Source organism: Mucilaginibacter sp. Bleaf8 (assembly GCF_018390515.1).
Classification (GTDB): Bacteria; Bacteroidota; Bacteroidia; order Sphingobacteriales; family Sphingobacteriaceae; genus Mucilaginibacter.
In genome coordinates this window covers 1-18,139 of the sequence record NZ_JAHBBK010000012.1, presented here as the reverse complement: position 1 = coordinate 18,139, position 18,139 = coordinate 1, and the positions used below count along the sequence as shown (strand labels likewise).

Annotated in this window: 19 protein-coding genes; 9 read left to right on the top strand and 10 right to left on the bottom strand. The window is 43.3% G+C overall.

Annotated features, from left to right (window positions below; genetic code table 11):
* Positions 1 to 357: 357 nt before the first annotated feature.
* Positions 358 to 1,749: a methyltransferase RsmF C-terminal domain-like protein gene (locus KHS38_RS22110; RefSeq protein ID WP_213491102.1), complete on the top strand. Its 1,392-nt coding sequence runs from the start codon at positions 358 to 360 to the stop codon at positions 1,747 to 1,749.
* Between the two features lie 36 nt (positions 1,750 to 1,785).
* Here KHS38_RS22110 and KHS38_RS22105 read toward each other — a convergent pair whose 3' ends face one another.
* The 4 genes from KHS38_RS22105 to KHS38_RS22090 are packed head-to-tail and all read right to left on the bottom strand — an operon-like array spanning position 1,786 to position 4,821.
* On the bottom strand, positions 1,786 to 2,385 hold the full coding sequence (locus KHS38_RS22105; protein WP_213491097.1) for a hypothetical protein: 600 nt from the start codon (positions 2,383 to 2,385) through the stop codon (positions 1,786 to 1,788).
* A 47-nt stretch (positions 2,386 to 2,432) separates the two neighbouring features.
* Entirely contained in the window at positions 2,433 to 2,798 is a 366-nt protein-coding gene (locus tag KHS38_RS22100) for a CoA-binding protein (RefSeq protein WP_213491092.1), read from the bottom strand.
* Positions 2,788 to 3,270, bottom strand: coding sequence for a DinB family protein (locus KHS38_RS22095; protein ID WP_213491090.1), 483 nt, complete (start codon positions 3,268 to 3,270; stop codon positions 2,788 to 2,790). The genes KHS38_RS22100 and KHS38_RS22095 overlap by 11 nt, the downstream gene beginning before the upstream one ends.
* Positions 3,271 to 3,273: 3 nt before the next feature.
* The gene (locus tag KHS38_RS22090; RefSeq protein ID WP_213491088.1) at positions 3,274 to 4,821 is read right to left on the bottom strand and encodes an NAD(P)/FAD-dependent oxidoreductase; all 1,548 of its coding nucleotides are present in this window, start codon (positions 4,819 to 4,821) and stop codon (positions 3,274 to 3,276) included.
* A gap of 198 nt (positions 4,822 to 5,019) precedes the next feature.
* On the opposite strand from KHS38_RS22090, the gene KHS38_RS22085 reads away from it, so the two are divergent.
* Entirely contained in the window at positions 5,020 to 5,580 is a 561-nt protein-coding gene (locus KHS38_RS22085; protein WP_213491086.1) for an RNA polymerase sigma factor, read from the top strand.
* A gap of 61 nt (positions 5,581 to 5,641) precedes the next feature.
* Here KHS38_RS22085 and KHS38_RS22080 read toward each other — a convergent pair whose 3' ends face one another.
* Positions 5,642 to 7,945, bottom strand: a complete 2,304-nt coding sequence (locus KHS38_RS22080; RefSeq protein ID WP_349627950.1) for a GH92 family glycosyl hydrolase — start codon at positions 7,943 to 7,945, stop codon at positions 5,642 to 5,644.
* A gap of 149 nt (positions 7,946 to 8,094) precedes the next feature.
* Here KHS38_RS22080 and KHS38_RS22075 point away from each other — a divergent pair, with 149 nt between their 5' ends.
* From KHS38_RS22075 to KHS38_RS22055, 5 genes are all read left to right on the top strand, one after another.
* The gene (locus KHS38_RS22075) at positions 8,095 to 8,673 is read left to right on the top strand and encodes a LemA family protein (RefSeq protein WP_213491082.1); all 579 of its coding nucleotides are present in this window, start codon (positions 8,095 to 8,097) and stop codon (positions 8,671 to 8,673) included.
* A 95-nt stretch (positions 8,674 to 8,768) separates the two neighbouring features.
* Positions 8,769 to 9,203: a TPM domain-containing protein gene (locus tag KHS38_RS22070; protein ID WP_213491080.1), complete on the top strand. Its 435-nt coding sequence runs from the start codon at positions 8,769 to 8,771 to the stop codon at positions 9,201 to 9,203.
* Between the two features lie 7 nt (positions 9,204 to 9,210).
* Entirely contained in the window at positions 9,211 to 10,023 is an 813-nt protein-coding gene (locus tag KHS38_RS22065) for a TPM domain-containing protein (protein WP_249665527.1), read from the top strand.
* Positions 10,024 to 10,046: 23 nt separating this feature from the next.
* Positions 10,047 to 10,454: a hypothetical protein gene (locus KHS38_RS22060; protein ID WP_213491078.1), complete on the top strand. Its 408-nt coding sequence runs from the start codon at positions 10,047 to 10,049 to the stop codon at positions 10,452 to 10,454.
* Positions 10,447 to 10,998 carry an NUDIX hydrolase gene (locus KHS38_RS22055; protein WP_213491076.1) on the top strand — a complete coding sequence of 184 codons (552 nt, stop codon included), beginning with the start codon at positions 10,447 to 10,449 and terminating at the stop codon, positions 10,996 to 10,998. The genes KHS38_RS22060 and KHS38_RS22055 overlap by 8 nt, the downstream gene beginning before the upstream one ends.
* 1 nt (position 10,999) lies before the next feature.
* Here KHS38_RS22055 and KHS38_RS22050 read toward each other — a convergent pair whose 3' ends face one another.
* The 3 genes from KHS38_RS22050 to KHS38_RS22040 form a co-directional block, all read right to left on the bottom strand.
* The gene (locus KHS38_RS22050; RefSeq protein WP_213491075.1) at positions 11,000 to 11,458 is read right to left on the bottom strand and encodes a nuclear transport factor 2 family protein; all 459 of its coding nucleotides are present in this window, start codon (positions 11,456 to 11,458) and stop codon (positions 11,000 to 11,002) included.
* A 90-nt stretch (positions 11,459 to 11,548) separates the two neighbouring features.
* Positions 11,549 to 12,976, bottom strand: a complete 1,428-nt coding sequence (gene dnaA, locus KHS38_RS22045) for a chromosomal replication initiator protein DnaA (protein ID WP_213491073.1) — start codon at positions 12,974 to 12,976, stop codon at positions 11,549 to 11,551.
* Between the two features lie 487 nt (positions 12,977 to 13,463).
* Positions 13,464 to 13,994 carry a DUF7935 family protein gene (locus KHS38_RS22040; RefSeq protein WP_213491071.1) on the bottom strand — a complete coding sequence of 177 codons (531 nt, stop codon included), beginning with the start codon at positions 13,992 to 13,994 and terminating at the stop codon, positions 13,464 to 13,466.
* Between the two features lie 97 nt (positions 13,995 to 14,091).
* On the opposite strand from KHS38_RS22040, the gene KHS38_RS22035 reads away from it, so the two are divergent.
* Both KHS38_RS22035 and KHS38_RS22030 read left to right on the top strand, forming a co-directional pair.
* Entirely contained in the window at positions 14,092 to 14,445 is a 354-nt protein-coding gene (locus tag KHS38_RS22035) for a HesB/IscA family protein (protein WP_213491070.1), read from the top strand.
* A gap of 237 nt (positions 14,446 to 14,682) precedes the next feature.
* Complete coding sequence (locus tag KHS38_RS22030) at positions 14,683 to 15,777, top strand: lipase family protein (RefSeq protein ID WP_213491068.1); 1,095 nt, start codon at positions 14,683 to 14,685, stop codon at positions 15,775 to 15,777.
* A gap of 122 nt (positions 15,778 to 15,899) precedes the next feature.
* Here the strand turns inward: KHS38_RS22030 and rfbB are convergent, their stop codons facing one another.
* Entirely contained in the window at positions 15,900 to 16,952 is a 1,053-nt protein-coding gene (rfbB, locus tag KHS38_RS22025; protein WP_213491066.1) for a dTDP-glucose 4,6-dehydratase, read from the bottom strand.
* Positions 16,953 to 16,960: 8 nt separating this feature from the next.
* Positions 16,961 to 17,983: a UDP-glucose 4-epimerase GalE gene (galE, locus tag KHS38_RS22020; protein ID WP_213491064.1), complete on the bottom strand. Its 1,023-nt coding sequence runs from the start codon at positions 17,981 to 17,983 to the stop codon at positions 16,961 to 16,963.
* Positions 17,984 to 18,139 lie beyond the last annotated feature (156 nt).

Here is an 18,139-nt window from a genome sequence, read left to right as displayed (position 1 = left end):
CTCCGCTCTTCCTCTCACCCATCCTTTACCTATCTTTCAATGAACTTCGCTACTCTTTCGATTTGCGACTGCAAAGGTAACACTTTTTAGAACTCATGTCAAGACCTTTTTTCAAATAAAAAACAGCGATCTTTAACTTCTTTCTCACCCACCTTTTTCAAGACTTTGCTACACTTTGCTGACTGTTCAAATAACATTCCCTGCTCGTTTGCAGGGCAACAAAGATAGCACATCTTCCACCACTCTGCCAAATTTATTTATACCTTTTTAAAACTATTTTAATATGGGACTGATGGCACCGCCTCGCTTACTATATAATACTATCTGCCTAATCTTGATTTTGTATCTTTGACTTTAATGACGCAAGCAGCACAATTTCCAGAGGGTTTTGTCTCCTCATTACAAAACACGCCAGGTTTTCAGCAAAATACTTTCATAAAAGTACATGCTGATGCAGATGCGCCTACATCTGTTCGGACGAACCCATTAAAAGCCACTGAGTTTCCGAATAGTGAGACTGTACAATGGTGCGCTGATGGATATTACCTCAACAATCGCCCATCGTTTACCTTTGACCCGCTTTTTCATGCAGGGTGTTATTATGTGCAGGAAGCATCGTCCATGTTTATTGATCATATCTTACACCATATATATAATAGCGATCGGGAACCTATAACTGCCTTGGACCTGTGCGCGGCTCCGGGCGGTAAAAGTACGTTGATCAGTTCTTTTCTTGCTGATGAAGATTTGCTGGTTGCCAACGAAATCATCAAGACACGCGTACCGGTACTGGCAGACAATCTTACACGATGGGGCAAGTCGAATACCATCGTCACCAACAATGACCCTAAATCCTTTAGTAAGTTAAAAAGTTTTTTTGATTTGATTGTGGTGGATGCACCTTGCTCCGGTTCGGGGATGTTCCGGAAAGATCCGGCGGCGATGGAAGAATGGTCAGAAGCGAACGTAAATTTATGCCAGCAACGGCAAGAGCGAATTTTGGCGGATGTGTATCCGGCATTACGTGAGGATGGCTACCTTATTTATTCTACCTGCTCCTACTCCTATGAAGAAGACGAAGCCGTATTAGATTGGCTTTGCAAGGAGTTTGAATTAGAAAGCATACGCATACCTATAGATACAAGCTGGGGTATTGTCGAAAGCCAGTCGGCCGATAAGCAGGCTTGGGGGTATCGCTTTTATCCGGATCAAGTAAAGGGCGAGGGCTTGTTTGTGGCGTGCTTACAAAAAAAGGAAAACAGCGGAGAGGTATCGGTTAGAAAGAACAAACAATCGTCAAAGCCGAATTACAAGGAAATGGATTTGGTGAAGGAATATGTGATCAATCCATCTTCACTTTACTTTTTTAAACATAATGACGATTGGCTGGCTATAAATAAGGCGCACCGGGATAACCTGGAAATGCTACAGCAATTCTTATATATCAAAAAGTCGGGCATAAGGCTGGGCAAATTGGCCGGCAAGGAACTCATACCCGACCATGAACTGGCATTGAGTATTATTGTAAATAAAGACAAGATATTGCAAACGGAGCTCAACTATGAACAAGCTATTGCTTACCTGCGCCGGGATAACATCAACGACTTAAATACTCAGGAAAAAGGCTGGAGCCTGATGACATACAAAGGATTTGCTTTGGGCTGGGCCAAGTTGCTACCCAACCGGATCAACAATTACTACCCTAAAGAACTAAGGATTTTAAGTCAGGAAATAATTAAGGAGCAATAGAAGTGAACGATCATATTTTGGGAATATGATAAGCGACTAAGCACTGCGACACATCCATATAAATACTGTAATTCTTAAAATCGTAAGGAAAGTTACACCTGACATTACTAAGTTTTTCCCATTATTATCGGCGAGTTTGTAACTCTTGCTTATCACTTTGTGGTTATTATAGTAACTACATATCGTTTCATGTACTGCTTCATCATTATCAGTACAACCACTGTTAAAAAAATTAGTCCGCCGTTCAAATGCGATCAACCGGCCGCTATTATTAAAGTAATGGATATAACAAATATCCCAATCACCGCTTTCACTTGTTGGGCTTGCTAATATTTGAACGATTTTGCCAGACGGGTTTTTAATTATATTATAAGTATACTCAATCTGCTCCGGCCATTGTTCATTTATAACTTTTTCAAGCTTTTTGCTGTTATAACGCTTTACATAAACAGAAATTGGACTGCTTTTACGCTTGGCATAAGTATTAAATAACTTGTCAATATCTGCTTTATGCTTGTGTAAGCTTTGAATGGAAACGGAAGCACTATCTGCCGTTTTATTCTTAACAGTATTTTTATGACAAGGGCTTAGGATAATTTGTAATACAAGATATATTATCGTCAAAGAAAAATTCATACTTGGATGTAAGTACTATATGGTATAATCAAATATAGTACTTATACTCAATACTGCCCGGTTGATAACATGACCAGCGTACAGGCGTATAGCGTTTCAATTCCTTGGGCATTAGCAAGCTGTTGTAGCTCGTAATTTTCGGTACCTGGATTAAATATGATACGCTTAGGTCGTGTTTTGATAATATAATCGTACAAAGACGGCTGGTTTTGCGGACCAACATATAGCGTAATCGTATCAATATCGGTATGGATGGTTTCCGGTTTTTCGATAGGTGCACCCGCTACATCACCTTTTTTGATACCCACATTTACAATGCTATGCCCGGTGCGCACCAAACGATTGGCGGCCAGGTAGGCGTAACGGCTCGGGTCGGGGGTTGCACCTAATATTAAGGTTTTCTTATCTGCCATAGTTAATTCTATTTAATAAAGCTATCTGGCCAGCATGGTAAATCTGATGCTGAATAAAGCCATGGATCAACCCTTTATAAGTGGTTACCGGTTCATCGCCCCGCTGATCATTAATAGGCTGTTCCCATTTATCTTCAGGCAGGTGCTGCATTTTGCCGATCAAATCCACATTGGCCAGCTTTAAATCACTAACCAACTGCTGCCACTTTTGTTCGTCGGGCATACCCGGATCGGGCCAGTCGCCGCGGGCGGCAATGCCAGCGGGCTGCCCTTCCAAACGGTTAATCACCTCTTCGGTCCACCCGAGCATGTGCAGTATAATACCGGCAATGTTATGAACAGAGCCCGCAGGCTTTTCATAAGCAGCTTCAAAGGTTACCTGTGCTATTAGTTGATAAATGTTGGTTCCGTACCAGGGTTGCCCTGAAAATACGTTTTCCAATTCGGCTTGCAGTTGATCGGCAGTTTTCATGGCTTACAAAGTTTTACTTGCAGCTATAGTGCAATTGATACCATCAATAGCAGCAGAAATGATGCCACCTGCATAACCGGCCCCCTCGCCACATGGATATAAGCCTGCAATTTGTGGATGCTGCAGCGTTTCCCGGTCGCGCGGAATTTTAACTGGTGACGATGTACGCGACTCAACGCCGACTAATACCGCCTCATTAGTATAATAGCCCTTCATTTTACGGCCAAACACCGGCAATGCTTTTTGCAGGCGCTGATGAATCCAGGAAGGTAATACGTCCTTCAGATCAACACTCGCCACGCCGGGCAGGTAGGAATTTTTAGGAATATCTGCAGATATCCTGCCTTCTACAAAATCAACCATCCGTTGCCCTGGGGCTACCAGGTTGCCGCCGCCTGCAGTAAACGCAGCCTGCTCTACCTGCTGCTGAAAGTTTAATAGCTTAAACGGATCGGCGTCATCGCCGGCTACGTCTTCTAAATTGATTTGCACAACGGTACCCGAATTGGCAAACGGATTATTACGTTTTGACGGACTCCAACCGTTCACTACAATCTCGCCGGGTTCGGTAGAGCAAGGCGCAATGATGCCACCGGGACACATACAGAAAGAAAACACGCCGCGGTTATCTACCTGTTCAACCAAGCTATAATAGGATGGCGGCAAATGCGGTCCGCGCACATCGCAATGATACTGAGCTTTGTCAATAATGTCTTGTGGATGCTCAATGCGCACCCCTAAGGCAAACGGCTTGGCTTCAACTAAAATATTTTGGCGGTGCAGCATTTTAAACACATCGCGCGCAGAATGACCTGTTGCCAGTATCACAGCATTGGCCATGATTTTATTACCATCAGCGGTTTTCACACCTTTAACCTGGTTAAACTGCACCAGCAGTTCAGTTATTTTGGTATCAAATAAAATCTCGCCGCCTGCATTCAATATCGTTTCGCGCATGGCGGTAATGATTTGCGGCAACTTGTTTGTACCAATATGTGGACGGGCATCTACCAATATATCTTCGGATGCGCCGTGTGCTACAAACATTTTGAGCACCTGGTTTACATCACCCCTTTTTGTGGATCGCGTATATAATTTGCCATCAGAGTATGTACCGGCGCCGCCTTCGCCAAAACAGTAGTTAGAATCCGGATTAACCAGACCTTGTTTATTGATATTGGCCAGATCGCGGCGGCGTTGCTTTACATCCTTACCGCGCTCAATAACGATAGGTTTAAAACCCAACAATATGCACTGTAATGCTGCAAATATACCGGCCGGCCCTGCGCCTACTATAATTACCGGCTTGGCTTGGGTTACTGCCGGATAATTAACGGCATAATGATCTGCCTGCACGGCCTCATCCACAAACACCCGGGTTTGCATACGGTAAACTACCTTGCGGCCGCGGGCGTCAATGGAGCGCTTTAATATCTTTAGTCCGGTAATACGTTTGGGTGAAAGCTTAAGCGCGGTGGCTGCTATACTTTTTAATGCAATCTCATCTTCGTGCTGCTCTGGCGAGCACACTATTTCAATCTCTTTTATCATAACAATTGCCGGGTTTTTATCCCGGATAATGCAAAGATAAGCAATATCAGCCAGCCTGAAAAGTGTTCGGCCTCATGCCATTCATTGTTCGCATCCGAACAGTTGCTTAGACAAAGAATGACACAAAATATTAATTATCAATACATTATTAGTTTGGTTCCAACTTTGGCATAAGGGTATTAGCTAATATACATTACTATGATCGCTGAGAATAGCTTAAACCGGATTTGGGAAGGATGCTTGAGAAATGAACGCAAGCAACAGGAGATGCTTTACAAAGTGTTAGCTCCACGCATGCTAACTGCCTGCATGCGTGGAGCTGCCGACCGGGATGAGGCACAGGATATTTTGCAGGAGGGCTTCGTAAAAGTTTTCACATCCATGCATAAATTTCGGAGCGAAGGCAGCCTGGAGGGGTGGATAAGGCGCATTATGGTACATACTGCTATTTCGAGATACCGCAAACTGAAACCTATATTACTTACGGATGAATTGCCCGAAGGTGTATCGGTACAAATGAGCTACAACAGCAACAATCTGGAATCAAAAGATCTGCTTAAGCTGATTGAACAGTTGCCAGCTAATTACCGCTCGGTGTTTAATTTGTATGCTATTGAAGGGTATACGCATCAGGAAATTGGCGAAACACTGGGCATCAGTGAACTGGTATCGCGCACAACCCTGTGCCGGGCCCGTGGCGTTTTAAAAGATAAGTTAAGCCGCTTAGGTATTCGCGACAGGCACTACTTAGCCAGCTGATAATGTTAATAAAACAAAAAGAGGAGCCTATGGCTCCTCTTTTTGTTTGGGTTAGTTACAATTATTTATGCTTATTGCTCATGAAGAAAACCAATTCTCCACCGTTTATAATATCAGTATGCTTAATAGACAAGCCATCAAGCGGCTTACCATTGAGTACTACTTTTTGTACGTACACATTTTTATCACCCTGATTTTTTACCGTTACTTTAAACGTTTTGCCATTAGCTAACTGCAAAGTGGCACCATTAACCGCCGGGCTGCCTAAAGCGTACTCATCATTACCAGGCGCCATTGGGTAAAAGCCTAAGTTGGTAAATATATACCAGGCACTCATCTGGCCGGTATCATCATTACCGCCTAAACCATCGGGCGTTGGTTTATACATTTTAGGCAATATCATGCGCACACGTTCCTGTGTTTTCCAGGGCTGGTCGGTCCAGTTGTACAGGTAAGCCACGTGGTGGGATGGCTCGTTACCGTGCACATAGTTACCAATGATACCATCACGGGTAATATCTTCCGTTTCGGCAAAAAAAGCATCCGGCAGGTGCATGGTGAACAGCGAATCCAGGTAACGCACTACACGCTTACTGCCGCCCATCAAATCAATCAACCCTTTCGGATCCTGCGGTGCAAACAGGGTATAGTTCCATGCATTACCTTCAATAAAACCCTGGTTGATAGTAGTAAGCGGATCAAAATTTTTACGGAACTTACCATCACTCAGCTTAGGACGCATAAAACCAACAGCCGGATCATAAACATTTTTATAGTTCTGTGCACGTTTATTGAACTCCTCGTAAATATCCTGGCGGTTCAGCTTTTTAGCCATTTGTGCAATTGCCCAGTCATCATAGGCATATTCCAAAGTATTGGATACTGACACACCGCTTTTTTCATCCGGTACGTAGCCTTTATCCATATATAAGCCAATACCTTCATAATCACGATGACGGGCAGTAGCCACACAAGCATCCAGGGCCTTATTTACATCGAAGTTGGTATTCCCTTTAGCCACAGCATCAGCAATAACCGATACGGCATGATAGCCAGACATACACCAGTTATCGTTACCAGAATTTGACCAGATGGGCAGCATGTGCTCCGGGCTTTGTTCGTAATGCGCCAGCATAGATTTGATCATATCCAGGTTACGCTCGGGCGCAATTACATTGAACCAGGGGTGTAACGCCCGGTAGGTATCCCATAAAGAGAAGGTGGTATAATTGGTGAAACCATCTGCCTTATGTACATTTTGATCGAGCCCTTTGTATTGGCCGTCGGTATCCATATACACCGTCGGATTGATCATGGTATGGTAAACCGCTGTATAAAAGTTTTCTTTTTGCTCGCGGCTGTTGGATTGTATAACCACTTTACGCAATTCGCTTTCCCACTGCTGCTGTCCATCAGCCTTCACTTTATCAAAATCCCATCCCGGTGCCTCGGCCCGCATGTTAGCTAAGGCGCCATCCATACTTACCGGCGAGAGGGCAAATTTGATTTTTACTTTCTCCCCTTCGTTAGTTTTAAAATCAAAGTAGGCTTTGATTTGCTGACCGGCTATTTCAGGGAAGTTTTTGGTTTGATTAAACTTGCCCCAGAAACCACGGTAAATTTCGCGTTTGGAATAGTTGCGGAAACCATGCTGCACAAAAGGCTTAGAAAAGCTCATGGCAAAATACAATACCCGGTTTTTAGCCCAACCGTTAGTTTGGCGGTAGCCTGTTACCAAAGTATCATTAACCACGTGTACATAAGTCCATACATTTTTATCGGGATAGTTATAAATGCCCGACATCAAATCAAGCACAATGTGTGCATTATCTGATTTTGGAAAGGTATATTGATGGAAACCGACACGCGTAGTAGTGGTCAATTCGGCCTGGATATTGTAATCATCCAGCTTTACTTTATAATAGTTGGCCTGGCTTACCTCATTCTGATGCGAGAATGCAGACCGGTAACCGCTGCGGGGTTTATCGGCCGTACCGGAATTCAATTTCAGATCGCCTACGGTTGGCATAATCAGAAAGTCGCCCAGATCGGAGTGCCCGGTTCCACTAAAATGGGTATGACTAAAACCTACAATAGTTTTATCATCATATTGATAACCAGCACAGTATTTATATACATCCGGGTTATATTTACCATTCAGCTCGTACCCTACCGTATCCGTTTCCGGGCTTAATTGAACCATTCCGAAAGGCACCGTAGCGCCGGGATAGGTATGCCCCATACGATGCGTACCAATAATGGGCTTTACAAATTGCACCAATTTTTCTTTATTGTTTTGTGCAGATGCAGTAGTGCCCCATAAAGCCAATGCGGCTATCCATATTTTATTCATGCGAAAAGTTATAGTAATGCTCAAATATAGCAGGTAAAACGATAAACCAAAGCTTACCGATGCTTATATAAAACATATTTTGCCATATTGGCATTAATTGTAACAACGGTATATATTTTGCACTCTAATTATCATATCAATTTAAAACAAATTCTACAACAATGAAAAAATTACTTTCGGCCATATTATTTATCATGGTTGCTATGTCTTTCAGCTCGTGCAGCTATAACGGTATTGTGCAGGCAGAAGAAGATACTAAAGCTAAGTGGGGAGCGGTACAAAGCCAGTATCAGCGCCGTGCAGATTTGATTCCGAACCTGGTAGCTACCGTAAAAGGTGTTGCCAATTTTGAAAAGAGCACTTTAACCGAAGTAACCGAAGCCCGTGCTAAAGCTACCTCTATACAGGTTGACCCAGATAAACTTACACCCGAAAACGTAAAAAAATATCAGGAAGCACAAGGCCAATTAAGTGCGGCATTAGGCAGATTACTGAGCGTAACAGAAGCTTATCCTACCCTGCGCGCCAATGATAACTTTACCGCTTTGCAAAGCCAGTTAGAGGGTACCGAGAACCGTATTACTGTAGCCCGCCAGGATTTCAACAATTCGGTGCAAACTTACAACAGCAAAATACGCCAGTTTCCGGCTAATTTAACGGCTAAAATGTTCGGCTTTTCGCCTAAAGGCTATTTTGAAGCTGATGCTACCGCACAAAATGCGCCTAAGGTTCAGTTTTAATATTATTATTGAATGAGTGGAGTATGGGTGAGTAATTTCATTCCAACTTCACTCATTTACATTTCACTGCTATATACTTCCTCAACTCACAATCTATGGATCTGATCACAACAGAGGAGCAAAAACGCATACGCCGTGCGGTTGAAGATGCCGAAAAAAACACCTCGGGCGAAATAAGGGTATGTTTGGAAAAGAAATGCTCGGAAGAAGTGCTTGACAGGGCCGCCAAGTACTTTTATAAGCTAAAAATGGATAAAACCAGCCTGCGCAACGGCGTGCTTATTTACATGGCCACTCAGGATCATAAGTTTGCCATTATAGGTGATGCCGGTATTAATAAAGTTGTGCCTGACGATTTTTGGGAAACTACCAAAGAAAGCATGCTTAACTACTTTAAGCAAGGTAAACTAACCGATGGTATTATTACCGGTATAACCATGGCCGGCGACAAACTTAAGCAATACTTCCCGCATACGGATAACGACCGCAACGAACTTTCAGACGATATAGCCTTCATGGACGGCGATTAAAATCAAGATGATGCTCAGAAAACTTTTGTTACTTTTTACTGCGCTGCTTTTTATAACGGTAGCCCAGGCTCAGGAAATTCCGCCCAAGCCTGATGCACCTGTGGCCGATTTTACCGGTACGCTGTCAGAAGATGAAAAACAGCAACTCATACAAAAACTTATAGCTTATGATGATTCTACTTCTACGCAAATAGCTGTAGTGCTTATCAAATCTGTAGGTGCTTATGATATTAATGAATACGGAACACAATTGGGCCGTACCTGGGGCATAGGTCAAAAAGGGAGAAACAATGGTATATTACTACTGGTAGCGCTAAACGACCGCAAAGTAACCATACAAACCGGTTACGGTGCAGAAGGTGCCCTAACCGATGCAGCAACCCATCAGATTATTGAGCAAGACCTGAAACCTAACTTTAAGCAGGGGAATTACTATGCTGGTTTGGATGCAGCCACAACGCACATTATCCAGTTCATGAAAGGCGAGTACAAAGCCGACCCGAAAGCAACACGCCGGGTACGTGAAAAAGATAAGGATGGTGGCGGTAGCGGCATCCTGGTACTTGTTATTATCGGCGTTATACTGATTCTTATATTCCGTAACCGTGGTGGCGGTGGTGGCGGCAGGGTAATTGGCGGCCGTGGTGGCAGCAGTCCGTTCTGGTGGTTTTTGGCCGGCAATATGCTGGGCAGCGGCAGCCGGGGAAGCGGCTGGGGCGGCGGTGGCAGTAGTTGGGGAGGCGGCGGTGATAGTGGCGGCGGCTGGGGCGGTTTCGGTGGAGGCAGCTTTGGTGGCGGCGGCAGTAGCGGTAGCTGGTAGTTTAACCTTTTAATATCAGTACCATGTACCGTAAAGATCATATTTTAACCGAAATAGAAAAACTGACCCGTGCTTTGGCCAGGCTACTTGGCTTAAAAGCAACCAACGAGACCGAAGAAGCGCAGCAATTTGTAAATGATCTACTAAAAAACGACTTCGGTTTGCCCGACGATATTTATAATTTAGGCGATGATGAATTTAAGCAGCTTATTCGCCAAAAAGCCTACGGCGCAGGCAAGCTGGATATCTTAGCTCAATTGCTTTATCATGATGCCACATCACCTTTAAAGCATCCGGCTGAAGCACAATCACTCCTGCAAAAAACATTGATTCTGTTTGATGTACTGGAGCAGGATTATCGCACCCAATCATTTGAAAACATTACTTTAAGAAGCAAAATTCATCAACTATTAAAACAATATCATGCCTGATTTGAAATGGGAGGTTCTCTCATCCGAATATATACATAAAGGCCCCTGGGCTACCTTACGTACAGATAAATGCCGCATGCCTGATGGGCGTATTGTGCCTGGCTATTATGTATTGGAATACCCCGACTGGGCCAATGCCGTTGCTATAACAGAGGACAACAAAATTGTAATGGTACGCCAATACCGCCATGCGGCCGGCGTAGTATCCCTCGAAATACCCGGAGGCGTGATTGAAGCAGGCGAAAAGCCTGATGAAGCTATGCGCCGGGAACTCTTGGAAGAAACCGGCTACCTGTTTGACAACTTTGAGCTGCTATGCAAACTGCACGCTAACCCATCAACCGCCAACAATGTAACCCACTGTTACCTTGCCCGGGGCGGCAAAAAAGTACAGCAACAAGATTTGGATGAGCAGGAAGAGATATTGGTAGAAGAATATACCATTGACGAGGTTAAGCAACTGCTGGCCCAAAAAGCTATTACGCAGGCACTGCATTGCAGTACCCTGTTTTATGCGCTTATTAAGTTAGGCGAACTGAAATAAATCATTCTGGACAATTGTCTTTACGACGGGTGTCGGCTATGTAAATAATTTTCCAACCGGCAGCCGTTTTCATGAGCTGGAATACATCCACACCACAATGGCTAAAGGTGCTGCCTGCATAAAACTTGTAGGTAGCCCAAACGCTGGCCAGCGGCCCATCAATTTTTACATCTTTAATAACAATGCGCTCGTCATATACTTCTTTATGCGGCGTGCCAATGGCTTTGATAAAATCGGCTGGCTTTTCGGTAATTAAAACCGTACTGCCATCGGCCTTTGCAACCGTACTCTGCAATACCATGTTTGGGTGAAACACCGTTTTAAGCATCACTGTATCACCTTTTCGCATAGCAGTAAACAGATCATTTACAGCTTGCTTAACCGCATCTTGACTATTAGGCTGGGCAAATGCAGTTACTGTTCCGGTTATAATGATCAGACTTATTAACAACTTTTTCATACTGATAAGATTTGCCCTAAAATAAGAAAAGCCCTGCAAAGTGGCAGGGCTAACAGGGTTATAGTTGGTTAGTAAAAGGACAACGTAATATTACGACATTTTCAACTTCTTCTGAATATCTGCTACGTAAGTTTTAAACTTTTTGTCGGTATCAATCAAATCTTCAACTGTTTGGCAGGCATAAATCACTGTTGAGTGATCACGGCCACCAAAAAAGTTACCGATAGATTTCAGTGAGCTTTTGGTATGTGCCTTAGCCAGGTACATTGATATTTGACGCGCCTGTACAATTTCGCGCTTACGGGTTTGCGATTTTATCATCTCAACCGGCACTTCAAAGTACTCGCATACCAAGCTTTGTATATATTCAATAGAGATTTCTTTAGTAGTATGCTTAACAAAGTTGCGCAGCATTGATTTTGCCAGGTCCAAATCAATCTCTTTACGCATCAATGTTGACTGGGCCAGTAACGACACCATGGCGCCTTCCAGTTCGCGAATGTTGTTATCAATGTTATGCGCCACATACTCCACCACTTCATCAGGCAATTCAATACCATCCTGGTAGGTTTTGTTTTTCAGGATAGCCATACGGGTTTCCAGATCGGGCACCTGTAAATCAGCCGATAAGCCCCATTTGAATCTTGAAAGCAAACGTTCTTCTAAACCAGCCAGATCCTTAGGCGCTTTATCTGATGTAATGATCAGCTGCTTGCCCGACTGGTGCAGGTGGTTAAAGATGTGGAAAAAGAAATCCTGCGTTTTTTCTTTACCGGCAAAGTTGTGCACATCATCCATAATCAGTACATCAATGGCCTGGTAAAAGTTCACAAAATCATTGATATTATTATGCTTAAGGGCGTCAACAAACTGCTGGGTAAATTTCTCGCACGATACATATAATACCAGTTTATCAGGCAGGGTGCGTTTAATTTCGTTGCCGATGGCTTGTGCCAGGTGGGTTTTACCCAAACCTACCGCACCATAAATCATCAGCGGATTGAATGAGGTACCGCCAGGCTTAGCTGCTACTGCATAACCTGCCGAACGGGCCAAACGATTACAATCACCTTCTACAAAGTTTTCGAAAGTATAGTGCTGATTAAGCTGCGGATCAACGTTCAGTTTTTTAAGCCCCGGAATTACAAACGGATTCTTAATATCTTTATTAATAGATATAGGGATCGGCATAGACTGATTTTTAGCTTCGGCTCCATTTCCGTTTGATGGCATGTTCGTAGTGTAGGGCTTATTAGATGATGACTGCTCAACTACGATATTATACTCCAGCCGGCCTTCATCTCCTAATTGTTTCTTGATGGTTTTACGGAGTAAGCCTACATAATGTTCTTCCAGCCACTCGTAAAAAAACAAACTCGGTACCTGTATGGTAAGCACGCTTCCATCCAGCTTCAAGGCCTTTATCGGCTCAAACCAAGTTTTAAAACTTTGAGCCGGAATATTGTCCTTGATGATCTGTAAGCAGCTATTCCAAACATTAGTACAAGTTTTTTCCATATTCATTTACCTAAAATACTGATTTCCAACACCCGGCTTCGGTTTCAATGTCACCTCTACGGAACATCGAATATTCGAAAAAAAAGCGGATTAAAAAATTAAATTTAAAATTTGTGAGAGTGCGTATTTTATCTTATAAGAGCTATAAAACACAGTAATTTATACTGTTGTACGCCATCATATCCACCTTATAACAGCAAAATTTCAAGACGGTTTTTCATGTTGTGCAGAGCTTGTTGCTTTTAAGAATTAACCTGCCACTAACCTTACTGTCACACCTTTACCTCATCAATAGTTACGCCACAAATAAGCGTCAACCGGCTTCCAAAATGTAAGGCATTGAAGTAGCGGTATATAATATTTTTACTCCCTGTTTTGTAATTATTGGCCAACTTGGCACGCTGTCATACTATACATTTATTTGTACAGTAAATCTGCCAGTGCTTACACACCACATCTGTAATGCCAGAGCCCTGGGCTATAAAGCTTAAAACAGCTCTTCCAAATCCTTATGAACCATATCGGCAGCCAGCTCGTAAGGGTTGCTTTCAAGCTGCCCCAAATGGGTTAGCAGGGCGCGGCTAAAATCAAGCCCGGTAGCCGTTTCGGGTAATGAGGCAAGGGTATTGTTCAGCAGGTTCAGGGTATCATCCTTTAACCTTCTTACTACCGCCCAGGCACGGCTGCTTACATAAATTTGCTGGGTAATATTATGCTGATACTCATCGCGTACTTCCTGTACCGCCAGCCGATAAAACTCAACAGCAGGCAAAGCACCTCCATTAACGCGCAGCAACAAATTAGAGGGGTTGGTACGTTCTACAAATAAAATAACACGCTCGTAAGCCTGCAGCCGCAAGGGCAGGGTTTGATTGTCGGCCGCTTTTTTAAGCTCTAAAATTTGCAAGCGCTCGCTTTTATCTAAATAGGGCTTTATTAAATAAAAAGCAATCCACACCACACCTACACCGGCAACGGTGAGTTTTAAAATATCTAATAACAGATTGTATACTACCATGATTAAAATTGAATGTTAGGCATGCGTCATAAATACCGCAGTGCACACAAAACTCTGTATTTTAGTTTATATTTGTGTAGCGTAAAATAAAAATAACATGAGTACAGCTGTTGAAACTGCTTTAGCACCGGTTACCTTTACTGAAGGTGCCGTGAAAGAGATAAACAAATTGAAAGACCAACAAGAACTGAGCGATGATTTTGGCTTGCGTATTGGTGTTGAAGGTGGCGGCTGCGCTGGCATGAACTATATATTAGGTTTTGACCAGAAAAAAGACGGCGATCAGATATATATGATTGAAGGCGTAAAAGTGTATATGCACAAAGCCCACGGCCTCTATTTGGCTGGCATGCAAATCGATTTTCAAGATGGTTTAAATGCGCGTGGTTTTACTTTTAATAACCCCAATGCTTCCAGCACCTGCGGTTGCGGATCATCATTCTCGGTATAAGTTTAACTACAGAAGATATTTTACAACAGCCGCCCAGTAAGAACTGAGCGGCTGTTTTATTTACAAGTGCTCAGTAAGCGGTATAATTTTTTTTGAACCAGCAAGATTCATAGCTCTCATTCAAACCTAAAGCAATAATAGGTTTTAATGTGATAGGTTTATAAGCAATACTCCCGCCGTAAGACAAATATTGGTACAATTAAACAAAACCCTTTTTCAGGAAGTTGAATTATTATAATGAAAAAGACGCTTATTCTCTTTATACACCTTCTGGTTATTTGCATTGCTGCACAAGCGCAGCTTAAACCCGGCTTTGAAGTACAGGAGTACTTAGAGCTTTTGCGGGTATCTCGCCAGCAAACCGACACGGTTATTAAAAATGATAAAGTACCATCACCCCAGCAATACCACATGATTTACCGATCGCCGGTTGGTCCGTTGCAAAACCGCTGGGATTTATGGGTAAATAACAATAAAACGGCTGTTATCAGCATACGTGGTACCACCACATCACAAGTAAGCTGGATTGAAAACTTTTACTCGGCGATGGTACCAGCCAGCGGGCAGCTGCATATTAATGATACAACTACCTTTAAGTACAACCTGGCTACTAACTCAAGAGCAACCGTACATATTGGCTGGCTGCTTGGCATGGCCGATTTAGCTAAAACCATCATACCGCAAATTAACCGGCTCCACCAAACACAAGGCATCAGTAATTTTATAATTATGGGGCATAGCCAGGGCGCAGCCATCGCCTATTTATTGCGCTCGCACCTGGCAACATTGCAACAGCAAAAAACAATACCCCTTAACATCGTCTTCAAAACGTATTGCAGCGCACCACCAAAGCCGGGTAATACCTATTATGCTTATGATTTTGACTACCTGACACGTGGTGGCTGGGCCCTATCGGTAATCAACGCGGCTGATTGGGTACCCGAAACCCCATTCTCTATCCAAACCATGGAAGACTTTAACAAGCTTAACCCGTTCGTTAATATTAACAAGGCTACAAAAAAGCAATCTTTTTTCGTACGGCTCTACATTAAGCATATTTACAATCGCCTTAAAAAGCCATCTGAGCGTGCCGTGAAAAACAATCAGAAATATTTGGGACACATGGTGTACAAGTTTGTTAAAAAATCGCTTCCGCAGTTTCGAGAGCCGGCTTATGAGCCGAACAATCTGTTTGTGCATTGCGGTACTACAGTAATGCTTATGCCCGATAATGCCTATCAAAAGCTATTTCCCGACAAGCCCGACAATGTTTTTACACACCATATGTTTTGGCCTTACTATTACCTGGCTCAACAGGAGTATGCACATTAAATAATCAGGCATTAGCAGTTAATACTAATAAAAAAGCAGGAGCCTTAATTGTAAGGTCCTGCTCTCTGTAAAGTTATAGTTTAGTATTAAATAGGCTTATTTAGCCAAACGCTATCTAATAATTAGCGATTGGTGTACTGCTCTTCGTAGTATTGCTGATAATGACCCGAGGTAACATCATTCAGCCATTCTTCATTAGTCAGGTACCAGTCAACCGTTTTTTCCAATCCTTCTTCAAAGGTGATGCTTGGTGTCCAACCCAGGTCGTTTTTCAGCTTGGTGGCATCTATAGCGTAACGCAGGTCGTGCCCCGCACGGTCGGTTACATAAGTGATCAGCTTTTCGGATGTACCCGGTTCGCGGCCCAGCTTCTGGTCCAGTATCTGGCACAATAGTCTGATCAGGTCAATATTTTTCCACTCGTTATGGCCACCAATGTTATAGGTTGAGCCTGTTTTTGCCTGATGAAAAATCACATCAATAGCACGGGCATGATCTTCTACCCATAACCAGTCGCGCACGTTTTCGCCTTTACCGTAAACGGGGATAGGCTTATTTTGCTTGATGTTATGAATAGCAAGCGGAATCAGTTTTTCAGGAAAATGATACGAGCCATAGTTGTTTGAGCAGTTAGATATAACCGCATTTAAGCCGTAAGTATCCTGGTAAGCGCGTACAAAATGGTCAGAACTTGCTTTTGATGCCGAATACGGTGAGTGCGGATCATAAGCCGTCTCTTCAGTAAACATACCGGTTTCACCTAAGGTACCATACACTTCGTCGGTTGATACATGGTAAAAGCGGGTTTCTGCGTAACGATCTTTCCAATGAAAGCGGGCGGCATTCAACAAATTTACCGTACCAATTACATTAGTCATCACAAACTCCAGCGGACTGGCAATAGAGCGATCCACATGCGACTCGGCAGCTAAGTGAATCACGGCATCAGGCTGCTCTTGTGCAAATAAAGCATCGATGAAAGCAGCATCTACAATATCGCCTTTTACAAACTTGTAATTTGGCTCGTTTTCAATGTCTTTCAAATTAGCCAGATTACCCGCATAGGTTAACTTATCCAGGTTTACGATATCGTACTCCGGATGATTTTTAACAAAGCGGCGCACTACATGCGATCCGATAAAGCCGGCTCCGCCGGTAATGATAATTTTTTTCATACTTGATTTCACAACGGGTTCTTTGCTATTGCCTGCTCCCAAGCCCATGCAGATGACATCATGGTGTCAACATCCAGTTCAGCACGCCATTTCAGCACTTCAGCTGATTTGGTAACGTCGCCCCAAACCTGCTCCACATCACCGTCACGACGCGGTCCAATCACATAATTCAACTTCACACCGGCTGCGCGCTCAAAAGCTGCAATTACTTCCAGCACGGTTGTACCTTTACCTGTACCAATGTTAAACACATCGTAACCAGTAAAGCTCTCCTCCTCCATCAGCCTTAAAGCCGCAACGTGTGCTTTTGCCAAATCCACTACGTGAATATAGTCTCTTACGCAACTTCCGTCCGGAGTGTTATAGTCATTTCCAAATACCGTGATTTTTTCGCGTTTACCGATGGCGGTTTGCGTAATAAAAGGAACCAGGTTTTGCGGCACGCCAATAGGCAGCTCTCCTATCAGGGCCGACTCATGTGCACCCACCGGATTGAAATAACGCAGAGATGTTACTTTGTATTTACTACCTGCTGCAATCATATCACGCAGCATTTCTTCGGCAATTTGTTTGGTATTACCGTAAGGTGACTGTGCGGGTTTAACCGGAGCATCCTCGGTAACCGGCAACTGATCCGGCTGACCATAAACGGTACAGCTTGATGAAAACACAAAGTTTACCGGCTTGCCTGCATAAGCATTAAGCAGATTAATAAGTGAGTAAAAATTGTTACGGTAATATTTTAGCGGGAACTGTACCGATTCGCCCACTGCTTTGAAAGCAGCGAAGTGAATAATTCCTGTTATATCAGGTTCAGTTTGTGCCAGTTGTTGTACAGCAGCCTCATCACACAAATCAAGCTGATGAAAAGCCGGTGTATAACCAACAATCTTGGTTAGCTGATCCAGAATGCGAATTTCTGAATTCGATAAATCGTCAACAATTACAGGCTCGTAACCGGCCTGTACCAGTTCAACAACGGTATGTGAGCCAATAAAGCCCAAGCCACCGGTTACTAAGATTTTTTTCATAAATAATGAATTAAATAAAATGTCTCAGATTACTTGATATACTGATTGAATTCTTTGTGTTTGATTTCATGCTCGGGCAGTGAGCGGAAGTACTCATAAGTAATCCGGAGCCCTTCCTGCCTGGATACCTTCGGCTCCCAGCCCAGTATGGCTTTG